The sequence below is a fragment of the Actinophytocola sp. genome, from assembly GCF_035762905.1.
Taxonomy (GTDB): domain Bacteria; phylum Actinomycetota; class Actinomycetes; order Mycobacteriales; family Pseudonocardiaceae; genus DASYTH01.
In genome coordinates this window covers 226,315-240,709 of record NZ_DASUCC010000095.1, presented here as the reverse complement: position 1 = coordinate 240,709, position 14,395 = coordinate 226,315, and the positions used below count along the sequence as shown (strand labels likewise).

Genomic DNA, 14,395 nt, shown 5'->3' with positions numbered 1-14,395 from the left:
GCCGCAGGCGCCGGGCGCTGCCCACTTTCCTTGTAGTTCAGGACAGCGCAGCCGGGCGTTGGTTTCAGCCTCGGGTGACGGTGACCAGCCAGCCGGGGTGGTCGGTGGTGCCGGACATGTCGATTCTGGTGGTGCTGACGAAGGCGAGGCTGGTGGTCGCGAAGACGTGTTGCACGCTGCCGTCGCCTTTGCGGTAGAAGCCGGCGGGGTTGCAGTTCTGGATGTTGGGGTTGCCCTGGTAGCGCAGGTTGAAGTCGCCGGCGACGACGGTGGGGGCGGTGCCGGCATAGGAAACGGCGCGGGCCAGGAGTTCGCGGCACTGGGCCATGGCGGCCGAGGAATCGCGGGCGGAGAGGTGGGTGGTGCAGGCGCTGAGCACGCCGGCGGGCAGGCATGCCCAGGCGCGCATCTCGGTGCTGGAGTCCTGGGCGGTGAACCGGCCGCTGACGCCGGGGCCGCCGGCGAGATCGGCGGCGACCATGATGATGTTGCCGTACTCCTGGCCGTTGACGCAGAGCACGGGGTTGCCCGCGGGGCGTTGGGCGGCGACGAACATGGTGCTCGCCGGGCCCATGGCGGCGCGCAGGCGCTCGACGTCGCCGGAGCAGGCTTCGTTGACCGAGACGACCTGCGGGCGGGTGGACGAGATCACCGAGATGGCCTTGGTCATCACCCGTTCGCCGGTGTAGCAGCCGGCCACGCCGCTGTGGCAGATGTTGAGCTGGAGCACCTTGACCGTGCTCGTCGCCGCCGGCGCGTCCAGCGGTGCCCCGATCATCATCGCGCCGACGGCGACGGCCATGGCTGCCAGACCTACGCGCATGTCCCCTCCTCAACACCCGGGGTCCCCGCATTGATCGTATGGCCGCGGCGCCGATTTACCACGCACTAGTGGATTTCCGCGTTAGGCTCCCGCCGGTGCAGTCCCTGCAGACCGAGGATCCGAAGCGGATCGGCAACTACACGGTGATCGGCCGGCTCGGGCGCGGCGCGATGGGCACCGTGTACCTGGCCCGCTCGCCGGGCGGCCGGCTGCTCGCGGTGAAGGTGGCCCGGGCCGAGCTGGCCGAGGACCCGGGGTTCCGCGACCGGTTCCGCCAGGAGGTGGAGACCATGCGCGCGGTCGGCGGGTTCTGGACCGCGGCGGTGGTGGACGCCGATCCGGACGCAAGACGACCGTGGCTGGCCAGCGAGTACGTGCCCGGTCCGAACCTGCACGAGGCGGTCAGCGGTTACGGGGTGCTGCCGGAGCCGGCGCTGCGCCGGTTGGTCGCCGGCCTGGCCGAGGCGCTGTCCGCGATCCACGCCGCCGGCCTGGTGCACCGCGACCTCAAGCCGGCCAACGTGCTGCTGGCCGAGGACGGCCCTCGGGTGATCGACTTCGGCATCGCCAAGGTGCTGCGGCACGCCGGGCTGACCGCCACCGGGATGTTCGTCGGCACGCCCGGATACCTGTCCCCGGAACAGATCGAGGGCGGCGAGGCGACCGCGGCCAGCGACGTGTTCGCGCTGGGCTGCGTGCTGGTGTTCGCCGCGACCGGAACCGGTCCGTTCGGCGCCGGGGACAGCATGGCGCTGCTGTACCGCGCGGTGCACGCCCGGCCGGACCTTGGCGCGGTGCCGGCGGGTATGCGCCCGCTGGCCTCCCGCTGCCTGAACCGGCGCCCGCAGCTGCGGCCGACGCCGGCGGATCTGCTCGGCGAGGTGGGTCTGCCCGGCCAGGACGCCTGGCTGCCGGACCGGGTGCGCACAATGGTCGCCGAGCGCAGCACCGAGATCCCGCGTGGCGTGCCGCGCCCCCCGACCCGGCCCTACACCAGACTGGACGCACCGCTGATGCCGCCACCCAAGGAAACCCCGCCCGGCGCCGGCAACCGTGCCGTGTTCCGCACCTCCAAGGTTTCCGCCGCGGTCTGGGCCGGGGTGTTCGCGGCCGCCGCACTGCTCTGCGGCGCGCTGTCCCAGTCGGCCAACGATTTCGGGGACGACCTGCCGGCGGTGCTGTTCTTCGTGGCGTTCGTGGCGCTGCTGGTACCGACCGCGCGGATGGTGTGGATCCTGGCGCGACCGCGGCGCTGGGTCGAGGTGTCCGGCGACGGGCTGACCGTCGGCCGCGGCGAGCAGCGGCACCGGCTGGACTGGTCCGGACTGGCCCGGGTGCGGGTGGTGGAGGACAAGCGCCGACCGTGGCTGGTGGCGTGGCTCGCCGATCCGGAGGCCGGGCACGCCGGCCTCGGCACGGTGTACTCCGGTGGGTTCCGGGTGTTCCCGGTCGCGCACGAGCGGCGCCCGGCCGGCCGCAGGCGCGAGGTCCGCGAGCTGCGCGCGGCGCTGGCCTGGTACGCCCGCAAGGTCTACGACCCGGCGCCCTAGGTGGACTCGCGCACCACCAGGTCCGGCTTGAACATGACCTGCTGATGGGCGTGCGCCGCCGGGCGGTCGCATTCCTCGATCAGCAACCGGGCGGCGGTCCGTCCGATGTGGATGGTCGGTTGGCGGATCGAGGACAGCGGCACGGCGGCGTCCGCGGCGAACTCGATGTCGTCGTAGCCGAGCAGCGCGATGTCGTCCGGAACCCGCCGGCCGGTGCTGATCGCCGCGCGCAGCACGCCGAGCGCGAGCAGGTCGTTGGCGCAGAACGCGGCGTCCACCGGCGGACCGTCGTCGAACCGGCGGCGCGCGGCCTCGTAGCCGATCCGGGCCTTGAGCGCGGGCGCCTCGACGATCTCGATCACCTCGTCCGGGTCGTGCCCGGCGGCGGCCACCGAACGGCGCAGCCCGGCGAGCCGGTCGGCGCACTGCCGCAGGCCGAGCGGCCCGGTCACGTAGGCGATCCGGCGGTGGCCAAGCCCGATCAGGTGGGCGCCGGCCAGCTCACCCCCGGCGACGTCGTCGACCGCCACCGAGCAGCAGTCCACCCTCGGGTCGTGCCGGTCGACCAGCACGGTCGGCGTGCCGCGGCGGCGCAGCGCGTCCAGCCGGTCCGAGCCGACCGAGACCGGAGTGATCAGCACACCGCGCACCCGCTGCTCCTCGAGCACCTGCAGGTGCCGGTTCTCCCGGTCGCCGCGCTCGTCGGAGTTGCACAGCATCAGCGCGTAGCCAAGCTCGGTGGCCACGTCCTCGACGCCCTTGGCCACGTCCTGGAAGAACGGGTTGGCCATGTCCAGCACGATCAGGCCGAGCGAGCTGCTGGTGCCGGCGCGCAGCTGGGCGGCCGACGAGTTGCGCACGAAACCCAGCTCGGCGATCGCGCTGAGCACCTGCTCGCGGGTGCCGGCGGCGACCTTCTCCGGCCGGTTGAGCACATTGGACACCGTTCCGATGGAGACCCCGGCCCGTTCGGCGACGTCCTTGATGCTCGCTGGCATGCCTGAATCGTATCAACGTACCGACCTCAAACCGTGTCTTGACGGTACCGGACATGCTGCTTTAGCTTTGCGACGACTCTGATGAAACGTTTCATCCGGAGGTGCCGTGGAACCGCTGCTCGAGCTGCGGGGGGTGAGCAAGTCCTTCGGCGCGGTGCGCGCGCTGCGGGACGTCTCGCTGGCCCTGTACCCGGGTGAGGTGCACGCCCTCGCAGGCGAGAACGGCGCCGGCAAGTCCACAGTGGTCCGGATCATCGGCGGTGAGCAGGAGCCGGACGACGGCGAGGTCCGGCTGGACGGCACCCCGGTCCGGTTCGGCGGCCCGCGGGATGCCCAGCACCGCGGCGTGGCCGTGATCCACCAGGAACCCAGCCGGTTCCCCGACCTGTCCGCCGCCGAGAACGTGTTCATCGGCCGGCAACCGTTCCGGGTGGACCGCGCCGGGATGCGCCGCCGCGCCGCCGAGCTGTTCGGCGCGCTCGGTGTGCCGATCGATCCGGACCGCCCGGCCCGCGGGTTGTCCATCGCCGACCAGCAGGTGATCGAGATCGCCCGGGCGCTCGCCGCCGACGCGCGGATCATCGTGATGGACGAGCCGACCGCGGCGCTGTCCGGAATGGAGGCGCAGCGGCTGTTCCGGGTGGCCCGTGGGCTCGCCGAGAACGGGTCCGCGCTGCTGTTCATCTCCCACCGGCTGGACGAGATCTACGAGCTGTGCCACCGGGTCACCGTGCTGCGCGACGGCGCGCCGGTGACCACGCGGGAGCTTGCCGGCCTTGACCGGGACGCCCTGGTGCGCAGCATGGTCGGCCGGGAGATCGAGCAGCTGTTCCCCGGCCGGCGCTCCGAGCCCGGCGAGGCCGCGCTCGAGGTGTTCGGCCTGTCCCGCGCCGGGGTGTTCGAGGACATCTCGCTGACCGTGCGGCGCGGCGAGATCGTCGGGCTGGCCGGGCTGGTCGGCTCCGGCCGCTCCGAGGTGGCCCGGGCGATCTTCGGGGTGGACGGCCGGGACCGCGGCGTGGTCCGGGTCGGCGGGCGGACGCTGCCGGCCGGCGACCCGCGGGCGGCCATCCGCGCGGGCCTGGCCATGGTGCCCGAGGACCGCAGGGAGCAGGGGCTGATCCCGGAGCTGTCCATCGAGCGCAACGCCAGCCTGCCCCGGCTGCGCTCGGTCAGCACCTTCGGCATCGTTCGCCGGTCCCGGGAGCGCGCCCTGGCCCGGACCTGGACCGACCGGCTCGGCGTGCGACTGCGCCGGCTTGCCGATCCGGTCACCACGTTGTCCGGCGGGAACCAGCAGAAGGTGGTGCTCGGCAAGTGGCTGGCCGGTGACCCGGCCGTGCTGATCGTGGACGAGCCCACCCGAGGCATCGACATCGGCGCCAAGCGCGAGGTGCACGGGCTGCTCTCCGAGCTGGCCGCGAGCGGGGTCGCGGTGCTGATGATCTCCTCCGAGCTGCCCGAGGTGCTCGGCATGTCCGACCGGGTGGTGGTCATGCACGAGGGCCGGATCACCGCCGAGCTGGACCGGTCCGCGGCGACCGAGGAGTCGGTGCTGCGCGCGGCGACCGGCGGCGCATCATGAGAGCGCTGGCCGGCCGGGAGCTCGGCATCGTCCTGGTGCTGGTCGCCGTCGTGACCGTGACCACCGTGGTGAACCCGAACTTCCTGTCCCGGCAAGGGGTTCACGACCTGTTCCTGAACTCCTCGATCATCGCGCTGCTCGCGGTCGGCCAGGCCATCCTGGTGATCACCCGCAACATCGACCTGTCGGTCGGCTCGGTGCTCGGGCTCTCCGCGTTCCTCAGTGGACAGTTGTACCTGGCCGACCGGGACATGCCGGTGATCGTGGTCCTGCTGGCCGGGATCGCGCTCGGCGCGGTGTGCGGGGTGGTCAACGGGGCGCTGGTGGCGGTGGCCAAGGTGCCCGCGCTGGTGGTCACGCTCGGCACCCTCTACGTGTTCCGGGGCCTGGACTACGCCTGGGCGTCGGCCACCGGGGTGCACCAGGTCAACGCCGACCGGATGTCCCCGGACTTCCTGGCTTTCGGCAACGGTTCGCTGCTCTTTCTGCCGAACCTGACCGTGATCACGCTGCTGGTGCTCGGTGTGGCGGCCTATGCGCTGCGCGCGTTCCGGCCCGGCCGGGAGCTGTACGCGATCGGGTCCAATCCGGACGCCGCGCGCCTTTCCGGAATTCCGGTCGGGCGGCGGGTGTTCGTCGCCTTCGTGATCTCCGGCGCGCTCGCCGGCCTCGGCGGTGTGCTGCACGCCTCGTACTTCGGCACGATCAACGCATCCGTCGGCTCCGGGCGGGAGTTGGCCGTGGTGGCCGCGGTGGTGGTCGGCGGGGTGGCGATCTTCGGCGGCAGCGGCACCGTGGTCGGCGCCGCGCTCGGTGCGCTGCTGCTCACCACGATCACCAGCGCGCTGCCGATCCTCGGCGTGCCGGCGTTCTGGCAGCGCGCGGTGGACGGTGCCGCGCTGCTGCTGGCCATCTCGCTCGATCGCGTGGTGATGCTGCGGGTCGCGGCCCGGCTGCGCCGCCGAACCAGCGTCGGAGGTGCCGGTGGCTGACCGACTGTTCCGCTGGGAGACGCTGCTCTTCCTGCTGTGCCTGGCAGTTCTGGGCTACGGCGCGGTCAGCACGTCCGGGTTCGCCGACCCGGACAACGTGCGGTTCCTGCTGCTGGACTACAGCGAGGTGGCGCTGCTGGCGTTCGCGCTGCTGCCGATCGTGCTCACCGGCGAGATCGACCTTTCGGTCGCCTCGGTGATCGGGTTCTGCTCGGCGCTGACCGGAAAGCTGTGGAACGCCGGAATGTCCTTCGAGACGATCGTCCCGGTGGTGCTGCTCGCCGGGTTGGCGCTCGGCGCGGTCAACGCGGTGCTCGTGGTCAAGTTCGGGCTCCCGTCGCTCGCGGTCACGATCGGCACGCTCGGCCTGTACCGGGGGTTGGCCTACGTGGTGCTCGGTGACGGCGCGGTGACCGGGTTCCCGGAGAACTACCGGCCGCTCGCGATCGAGTACGGCACCGTGGTCGTCGTCGTGGTCGGCGTGCTGGCCGCGGTGACCGTGCATTTCACCCCGCTTGGCCGGGCGCTGTTCGCCATCGGCCTCGGTCCGGAGGCGACCCGGTTCTCCGGGATCCGCGTCGACCGGGTGAAGATGCTGCTGTTCTGCGTGTCCGGCGCGCTGGCCGCGCTGGCCTCGCTGATCTACACGCTGCGCTACAACAGCGCCCGAGCGGACAACGCCAACGGCCTCGAACTGGCCGCGGTGGCCGCGGTTCTGCTCGGTGGGGTCTCCATCTTCGGTGGCCGGGGGTCGGTGTTCGGCGTGGCGACGGCCCTGCTGTTGATGGCCGGGCTGCGCAACCTGATGTTCCTCAACGACGTCAGCAACGAGGTCCAGAACGTGGTCACCGGCCTGTTGCTGATCGTCTCCGTGTTGGTTCCGGTCGCGGCGGGCGCCATCGCCCGTCGCAGGCGCCCGCAACCACCGGCCGGTACCCAGCCGAGCCGGAGCCCAGATCCCGTGGGAGCCGCGGTCTCCCACGGCCTCAACGAGGAGGACCGATGATCCGCTCCAGCCGTGTGCGCGCGGCAGCCCTGATCCTGCCGCTGGCCGTCGTGCTTGCCGCAGGATGTGGCGGCACCACGAAGGACTCCGCTCCACAGGCCGGAAACTCCGGTAGCGGCAACAGTTCCGCCGACCCGAACGCGCCGATGAAACAGGGCCTCAAGATCGCCTTCCTGCCCAAGGAGATCGACAACCCGTACATGGTGATCATGGACAAGGGCGGCACCGACGCGGTCAAGGAGGTCGGCGGCGAGGGCAAGGACGTCGGCCCGTCGGACGCCTCGGCGTCCTCCCAGGTCTCCTACATCAACACGCTGATCCAGCAGAAGCAGGACGCGATCGTCATCTCGGCGAACGACCCGAACGCGGTCGCCCCGGCGCTCAAGGACGCGATGTCCAAGGGGATCAAGGTGGTGACCGTGGACTCCGACGCGGCCAAGGACGCCAGGCAGGTCTTCATCAACCAGGCCAGCTCCGAGGAGATCGGCCGGTCCCAGGTCCGGATCATCGCCAAGCAGATCGGCAACGAAGGCAAGATCGCCATCCTGTCCGCGACCCCCAACGCCACCAACCAGAACGCCTGGATCGAGTTCATGAAGGACGAGCTGAAGAAGCCGGAGTTCGCCAAGATCGAGCTGGTGAAGACCGCCTACGGCGACGACGACGACCAGAAGTCGTTCCAGGAGACGCAGGCACTGCTGTCCGCCTACCCCGACCTGAAGGGGATCATCTCGCCGACCACCGTCGGCATCTCGGCGGCGGCGCGCTACCTGTCCTCCTCGCCGAGCAAGGGCAAGGTCATGCTGACCGGACTGGGCACGCCCAACCAGATGCGGAGCTTCGTCAAGGACGGCACGGTCACCGAGTTCGCCTTGTGGGACCCGGGCCAGCTCGGCTACCTGGCCGGCTACGCGGCCGCGGCGCTGGCCTCCGGCCAGATCAGCGGGGCCGAGGGGGAGACGCTCAAGTGCGGCAAGCTCGGTGAGCGCAAGATCGGCAAGGACGGCGAGATCATCCTCGGCCCGCCGACCGCGTTCAACGCCGCCAACATCGACCAGTTCGACTTCTGAGCGCCATGCGCCGGATCTGCTTCCTGCTGAAGGTGCGCGCCGAGCACCTCGAGGAGTACCGGCGCCGGCATGCCCACGTCTGGCCGGAGATGCTCGAGGCGCTACGGGAGACCGGATGGCGCAACTACTCGCTGTATCTCCGGCCGGACGGCCTGCTGGTCGGATACTTCGAGACCGAGGACTTCGAGGCCGCGCTCGCCGGCATGGCCGCGAAGGAGGTCAACGCTCGGTGGCAGGCGGAGATGGCGCCGTTCTTCGAAGGTTTGCCCGGAGCGCCGGACGAGGGGATCGTCCCACTGGCGGAGGTGTTCCACCTCGATTGATCATCAGGAGGACAGATGGCCGACCACGCCGCCGTGCTGGCCGCACTGCGCGCCCAGCACATCGAGACGCCCTCGTGGGCCTACGGGAACTCCGGGACCCGGTTCAAGGTGTTCGCCCAAGAGGGGATTCCGCGCAACGCCTACGAGAAGGTCGACGACGCGGCCACCGTCCACCGGTTCACCGGGGTGGCACCCACGGTGGCGCTGCACATCCCGTGGGACGCCGTCGACGACTACGCCGACCTGGCCGCGCACGCCCGTAACCAGGGGATCGGCCTCGGCGCGATCAACCCGAACGTGTTCCAGGAGGACGACTACCGGCTGGGCAGCGTGTGCAACCCGGACCCGGCGGTGCGCCGCAAGGCCCTGGACCACCTGCTCCAATGCGTCGACATCATGGACGCCACCGGATCGGCCGACCTGTCCCTGTGGTTCGCCGACGGCACCAACTATCCGGGTCAGGACTCGATCCGCGACCGGCAGGCGCGGCTGGCCGAGGCGCTCGGCACGGTGTACGAGCGGCTCGGCGCCGACCAGCGGATGCTCCTGGAGTACAAACTGTTCGAGCCCGCCTTCTACACGATGGACGTGCCGGACTGGGGCACCAGCTACGCGCACTGCGTGGATCTCGGTGAGCGGGCGAAGGTGCTGGTCGACACCGGGCACCACGCCCCGGGCACGAACATCGAGTTCATCGTGGCGTTCCTGCTCGGCCGGGCCAAGCTCGGCGGGTTCCATTTCAACTCGCGGTTCTACGCCGACGACGACCTGATGGTCGGCGCGGCGGACCCGTTCCAGCTGTTCCGGATCATGACCGAGATCGTGCTGGGTGGCGGGCTGGAGCCGGCCGCCGGGATCGCGTTCATGCTCGACCAGTGCCACAACATCGAGCCGAAGATCCCGGCGCTGATCCGGTCGGTGCTCAACGTGCAGGAGGCGACCGCCAAGGCGCTGCTGGTGGACGCGGAGGCGCTGTGCGCGGCGCAGCGCACCGGGGACGTGCTCGGCGCGAACGCCGTGCTGATGGACGCGTTCGGCACCGACGTACGCCCACTGCTCGCGGGACTGCGTGAGGACATGGGCATCGACCCCGACCCGATCGGCGCCTACCGGCGCTCCGGGCACTTCGACAAGATCCGGGCCGAACGCACCGGCGGAGCGGCGGCTGGCTGGGGGGCCTGACATGCGACCGATCACCCTGCTGCTGGCCGCCTGCGTCGCGCTGGCGGTCCCGGCGCCGGCCGCCGCCGTCGCGCCGCCGGTGACGCTGCTCGCCGACACCCAGCTCGACCCGACCGCGCTGTACTTCGTCTCGTTCGACGGCCTGGTCAACAACCAGTCCTTCCAGCAGGACGCGATCGTCAGCCACGCCGGGTACCAGTACGCCGCCTGGTACACCGCCGACCGCAGCGCCGTGATCGCCCGGCGGGCGCTGCCGGCCGGGGCGTGGGAGCGGGTGGTGCTGCCGCACCGGTTGTCCACCAACGACTCGCACAACGTGATCTCGCTGGGCATCTCGCCAACCGACGGCCGGCTGCACGTGGCCATGGACACCCACAACACCACGGTGTTCTACGTCAAGTCCGAGGCCGGGCTGGTGTCCGCGCCGGCGTCGCGGACCTGGACCGCGGCCCGGTTCGGTGCGGTGCAACGCAATCTGGACGGGCTAGCGCTCGGTTCCATCACCTACCCGCAGTTCGTCCGCACGCCGGAGAACCGGCTGCAGCTCAGCTACCGCACCGGCGGATCCGGCAACGGCACCAACGAACTGGCCGAGTACGACGGAACCGCCTGGCGCCGGCTCGGCCGGTGGTCCTCGGCCACCGGCTCCTACCGGGCGCCAAACGGTGTCACCAGCACCACCCGGAACATGTACCTGCACGGGCTGACCTACGGGCCGGGCGGCCGGCTGCACGCGGCATTCACCTGGCGCGAGGGCAACGCCGGCGTGCTGTGCAACGCAGGCGGGCTGACCAACCACGACACCGGCTACGTCTACAGCGACGACCGGGGCCGCACCTGGCGCACCCCGGCCGGGGCGGTCGCCGGCAGCACCGGCGGGTCCGCGGTGGCGGTGTCGCCGAGCCTGGTGGTGGATCCGCTGGATCCCAACCACGGCCTGATGAACCAGGAGAGCCAGGCGGTGGACTCGACCGGCACGCCGCACGTGGTGATCAGCTACGTGCCCGGCCGGTTCACCCAGTGCGTCACCGGCTACGCGGCCGACCGGACCCGGTGGGGCCGGGCGTTCCACGTGTTCCGCAACTCCAACGGCACGTGGACCAAGCGGGAGATCCCGGTGCCGCTGAACTCCACCGGCCGCACCCGGATCGTCTTCGACCGCAACGACAACGCCTACCTGATCCTGCCGTTCGGCCGGATCGTGGCCGCGTCCCGGGCGAGCAACTGGACCGACTGGGCCACGGTGTTCGACCGGCCGGCGAACAACGCCTTCGGCGAGGTGACCGTCGACTACGCGCGGCTGGCCGGGGAGGGCGTGCTGTCCGTGCTCTACCAGCAACGCTCCACCGGGACCACGCCGTCGCCGATCCGGGTCGCCGACTTCCGGCTCGGCTGAGAGGAGACCGATGACCAGCCATCCGGCCGTCGCCGAACTGCTGCAGCGCGCGCACCTGCTCGGCGCGGACCGGCGCAACACCAACTACGCCGGCGGGAACGCGTCGGCCAAGGGCGTCGCGACCGACCCGGCGACCGGCGCCGAGGTCGAGCTGATGTGGGTCAAGGGATCGGGCGGCGATCTCGGCACGCTCACCGAGGCCGGACTGGCCGTGCTGCGGATGGACCGGCTGCGCGCGCTGCCCGCGGTGTATCCGGGGCCGCACCGGGAGGACGAGATGGTGGCCGCGCTGGACTACTGCCTGCACGGCCGGGGCGGCGCGGCACCCAGCATCGACACGGCCATGCACGGGCTGCTCGATGTGTCGCATGTGGACCATCTGCACCCGGACTCGGGGATCGCGCTGGCCACGGCGGTCGACGGGGAGGAGTTGACCCGCAAGGTGTTCGGCGACCGGGTGGGTTGGGTGCCGTGGCGCCGCCCGGGTTTCCAGCTTGGCCTGGACATCGCGGCACTGCACCGGGAGAACCCGGACGCGATCGGCTGCGTGCTCGGCGGGCACGGGATCACCGCGTGGGGTGCGACCAGTGCCGAGTGCGCGGCCAACTCGTTGGAGATCATCCGGACCGCGGAGCGCTACCTCGCCGAGCACGGCCGGCCGGATCCGTTCGGTCCGGTGCTGCCCGGGTACGCCGCACTGTCCGAAGTGGACCGCCGGGCCCGGGCGGCGGCGCTGTTCCCGGTCCTGCGCGGGTTGGCGTCCACCGACAGCCGGGTGGTCGGGCAGTTCACCGACGGCCCGGAGGTGCTGGACTTCCTGGCCCGGGCCGAGCATCCGCGGCTGGCCGCGCTCGGCACCTCGTGCCCGGACCACTTCCTGCGCACCAAGGTCCGGCCGCTGGTGGTCGACCTGCCGGGCACCGCCGCACTGCCGGAGGTGATCGCGCGGGTGGCCGAGCTGCACGCGGACTACCGGGCCGAGTACGCGGCGTACTACCGGCGGCACGCGACCGCGGACTCGCCGTCGATGCGCGGCGCCGACCCGGCCATCGTGCTGGTGCCCGGGGTGGGCATGTTCAGCTTCGGGCGGGACGCGCAGACCGCGCGGGTGGCCGGCGAGTTCTACCTCAATGCGATCAACGTGATGCGCGGCGCCGAGTCGGTGTCGCAGTACGAGCCGATCGGCGAGGCGGAGAAGTTCCGGATCGAGTACTGGGAACTGGAAGAGGCGAAGCTGCGCCGGATGCCGGCGGCAAGACCGCTGGCCACCAGGATCGCGCTGGTGACCGGCGGCGGCTCCGGCATCGGTCGGGCCACCGTCCGCCGGCTGGCCGCCGAGGGGGCCTGCGTGGTGGTCGCCGACCTGGATGGCGCCGCAGCGGCCACCGTGGCCGGCGAGATCGGCGGGGTCGCGGTCGCGGCGGACGTGACCGACGAGGCCGCGGTGGCCGGCGCGGTGCGGGCGGCCTGTCTCGCCTTCGGCGGCCTGGACCTGGTGGTCAACAACGCCGGGTTGTCGGTGTCGAAACCGTTGCTGGACACCACGACCGAGGACTGGGACCGGCAGCACGCGGTGATGGCGCGCGGCTCGTTCCTGGTGTCACGGGAGGCCGCCCGGGTGATGATCGAGCAGCGGATGGGCGGCGACATCGTCTACATCAGCAGCAAGAACGCGGTGTTCGCCGGCCCGAACAACGTCGCGTACGGGGCGACCAAGGCCGACCAGGCGCACCAGGTGCGGCTGCTCGCCGCGGAACTGGGCGAGCACGGCATCCGGGTCAACGGCATCAACCCGGACGCCGTGGTGCGCGACTCCGGGATCTTCGCCGGCGGCTGGGGGGCACAGCGGGCCGCGGTGTACGGGGTGCCGGAGAACAAGCTCGGCGAGTTCTACGCGGCGCGGACCCTGCTCGGCCGTGAGGTGCTGCCGGAACACGTTGCCGCCGCGGTGTTCGCGCTGACCGGTGGCGAGCTGTCCCAGACCACCGGCCTGCACATCCCGGTCGACGCCGGCGTTGCCGCCGCGTTCCTGCGATGACCGGGTTCGTCGCCGTCGATCTCGGCGCGACCAGCGGGCGGGTGATGCTGGGCGAAGTCGACGGCACGGCCGGCGGCACCGTCGCCCTGACCGAGCTGCACCGGTTCGCCAACGGCCCGGTGCCGATGCCGGGCGGCGGGCTGCGCTGGGACGTCGAGGCGCTGATGCGCGAGGTCCGGCACGGGCTTTCCCTCGCCCCGCAACCGGTCTCGATCGGGATCGACTCGTGGGCGGTGGACTACGGGCTGATCGACGGCGACGGCCGGCTGGACGGCGAGGTGCGCTGTTACCGCGACCCGCGCACCGCGGGCATGGCCGAGCGGCTCCGGACGCTGGTCGACGACGAGACCCTGTACCGGATCAACGGCCTGCAGTACCTGCCGTTCAACACGATCTACCAGCTGATGTCCGAGCCGCCGCAGCGCCTGGCCGGGCACACCATGCTGCTGCTGCCGGACCTGGTCGGCTACTGGCTCACCGGCGCCACCGGTGCCGAGCTGACCAACGCCTCGACCACCGGCCTGCTCGACGCCACCACCCGGAACTGGTCGGCGGACCTGCTGTCCCGCACCGGAATCCCGCCTTCGCTGCTGCCCGCGCTGCGCCGGCCCGGTGCGCTGGTCGGCCACACCGGTTCCGGCACCGCGGTGGTGGCGGTCGGCTCGCACGACACCGCGTCGGCGGTCATGGCGGTGCCGGCCCCCGACGAGAAGTTCGCCTACATCTCGTGCGGCACCTGGTCGCTGGTCGGCCTGCGGCTGCCCGCCCCGGTCCTGACCCCGGCCGCCCGGGCGGCCAACTTCACCAACGAGTCCGCAGTGGACGGATCGACCCGGTTCCTGCGCAACACCATGGGCCTGTGGCTGCTCAGCGAGTCGCTGCGAACCTGGGACGCGGCGCTGCCCGACCTGCTCGCCGCCGCCGCCGCGGAACCCGCCCTGCGCAGCGTGATCGACCCCAACGACGAGATCTTCCTCGCGCCCGGCGACATCCCCGCGCGGATCGCCACCCGCTGCCGGGAGACCGGCCAGCCCGTTCCCGGTACGCCCGCCGCCGTGGTGCGCACCGTCCTGGACTCGCTCGCCGCCGCCCATGCCGACGCGGTGCACACCGCCGCCCGGCTCGCCGGCCACCCGGTGGAACGCGTCCACCTGGTCGGCGGGGGCGCCCGCAATGCTCTGCTCTGCCAACTCACCGCCGACGCGTGCGGGCTGCCGGTGCACGCCGGGCCGGTGGAGGCCACCGCGATCGGCAACATTCTGGTGCAGGCCCGGGTGGCCGGCCGGGAGGCGATGGTGACGCCGGCGTCCGCGGGTTATCAGCCGCGGGCGGCGACGGGGGATTGGCGCTCGGCGGCGGCGCGGATCGGAATTGAGCTCCGTTAACCGAGGGCGGGACAAATGGTGGCCGGACGGCAATTGGTGACGGTGGT

Annotated in this window: 12 protein-coding genes; 10 read left to right on the top strand and 2 right to left on the bottom strand. The window is 71.7% G+C overall.

Annotated elements, in window-relative coordinates; genetic code table 11:
• Nucleotides 1-64 precede the first annotated feature (64 nt).
• Nucleotides 65-823 (bottom strand): endonuclease/exonuclease/phosphatase family protein, encoded by a 759-nt coding sequence (locus VFV67_RS19940; protein WP_326472010.1) that lies wholly within the window; start codon nt 821-823, stop codon nt 65-67.
• Nucleotides 824-918: 95 nt separating this feature from the next.
• On the opposite strand from VFV67_RS19940, the gene VFV67_RS19935 reads away from it, so the two are divergent.
• Nucleotides 919-2,373 (top strand): serine/threonine-protein kinase, encoded by a 1,455-nt coding sequence (locus VFV67_RS19935; RefSeq protein ID WP_326472008.1) that lies wholly within the window; start codon nt 919-921, stop codon nt 2,371-2,373.
• Here the strand turns inward: VFV67_RS19935 and VFV67_RS19930 are convergent.
• Nucleotides 2,370-3,371 (bottom strand): LacI family DNA-binding transcriptional regulator, encoded by a 1,002-nt coding sequence (locus VFV67_RS19930; RefSeq protein ID WP_326472007.1) that lies wholly within the window; start codon nt 3,369-3,371, stop codon nt 2,370-2,372. The genes VFV67_RS19935 and VFV67_RS19930 overlap by 4 nt on opposite strands.
• A 106-nt stretch (nt 3,372-3,477) precedes the next feature.
• On the opposite strand from VFV67_RS19930, the gene VFV67_RS19925 reads away from it, so the two are divergent.
• The 9 genes from VFV67_RS19925 to VFV67_RS19885 are packed head-to-tail and all read left to right on the top strand — an operon-like array spanning nt 3,478 to nt 14,348.
• Complete coding sequence (locus VFV67_RS19925) at nt 3,478-4,956, top strand: sugar ABC transporter ATP-binding protein (protein ID WP_326472006.1); 1,479 nt, start codon at nt 3,478-3,480, stop codon at nt 4,954-4,956.
• A complete protein-coding gene (locus VFV67_RS19920; protein ID WP_326472005.1) occupies nt 4,953-5,948 on the top strand; it encodes an ABC transporter permease in 996 nt (331 codons plus the stop codon). Before VFV67_RS19925 ends, VFV67_RS19920 begins: the two co-directional genes overlap by 4 nt.
• Nucleotides 5,941-6,954: an ABC transporter permease gene (locus VFV67_RS19915; RefSeq protein WP_326472003.1), complete on the top strand. Its 1,014-nt coding sequence runs from the start codon at nt 5,941-5,943 to the stop codon at nt 6,952-6,954. The genes VFV67_RS19920 and VFV67_RS19915 overlap by 8 nt, the downstream gene beginning before the upstream one ends.
• Nucleotides 6,951-8,024 (top strand): rhamnose ABC transporter substrate-binding protein, encoded by a 1,074-nt coding sequence (gene rhaS / locus VFV67_RS19910; protein WP_326472002.1) that lies wholly within the window; start codon nt 6,951-6,953, stop codon nt 8,022-8,024. The genes VFV67_RS19915 and rhaS overlap by 4 nt, the downstream gene beginning before the upstream one ends.
• Nucleotides 8,025-8,029: 5 nt before the next feature.
• Nucleotides 8,030-8,347: an L-rhamnose mutarotase gene (locus VFV67_RS19905; protein WP_326472000.1), complete on the top strand. Its 318-nt coding sequence runs from the start codon at nt 8,030-8,032 to the stop codon at nt 8,345-8,347.
• A gap of 15 nt (nt 8,348-8,362) precedes the next feature.
• Entirely contained in the window at nt 8,363-9,529 is a 1,167-nt protein-coding gene (gene rhaI / locus VFV67_RS19900) for an L-rhamnose isomerase (RefSeq protein ID WP_326471999.1), read from the top strand.
• 1 nt (nt 9,530) lies between these two features.
• Nucleotides 9,531-10,925, top strand: a complete 1,395-nt coding sequence (locus tag VFV67_RS19895; protein ID WP_326471997.1) for a BNR repeat-containing protein — start codon at nt 9,531-9,533, stop codon at nt 10,923-10,925.
• Nucleotides 10,926-10,935: 10 nt separating this feature from the next.
• Nucleotides 10,936-12,963, top strand: a complete 2,028-nt coding sequence (locus VFV67_RS19890; RefSeq protein WP_326471996.1) for a bifunctional aldolase/short-chain dehydrogenase — start codon at nt 10,936-10,938, stop codon at nt 12,961-12,963.
• Nucleotides 12,960-14,348 (top strand): rhamnulokinase family protein, encoded by a 1,389-nt coding sequence (locus tag VFV67_RS19885; RefSeq protein ID WP_326471995.1) that lies wholly within the window; start codon nt 12,960-12,962, stop codon nt 14,346-14,348. Before VFV67_RS19890 ends, VFV67_RS19885 begins: the two co-directional genes overlap by 4 nt.
• Nucleotides 14,349-14,395 lie beyond the last annotated feature (47 nt).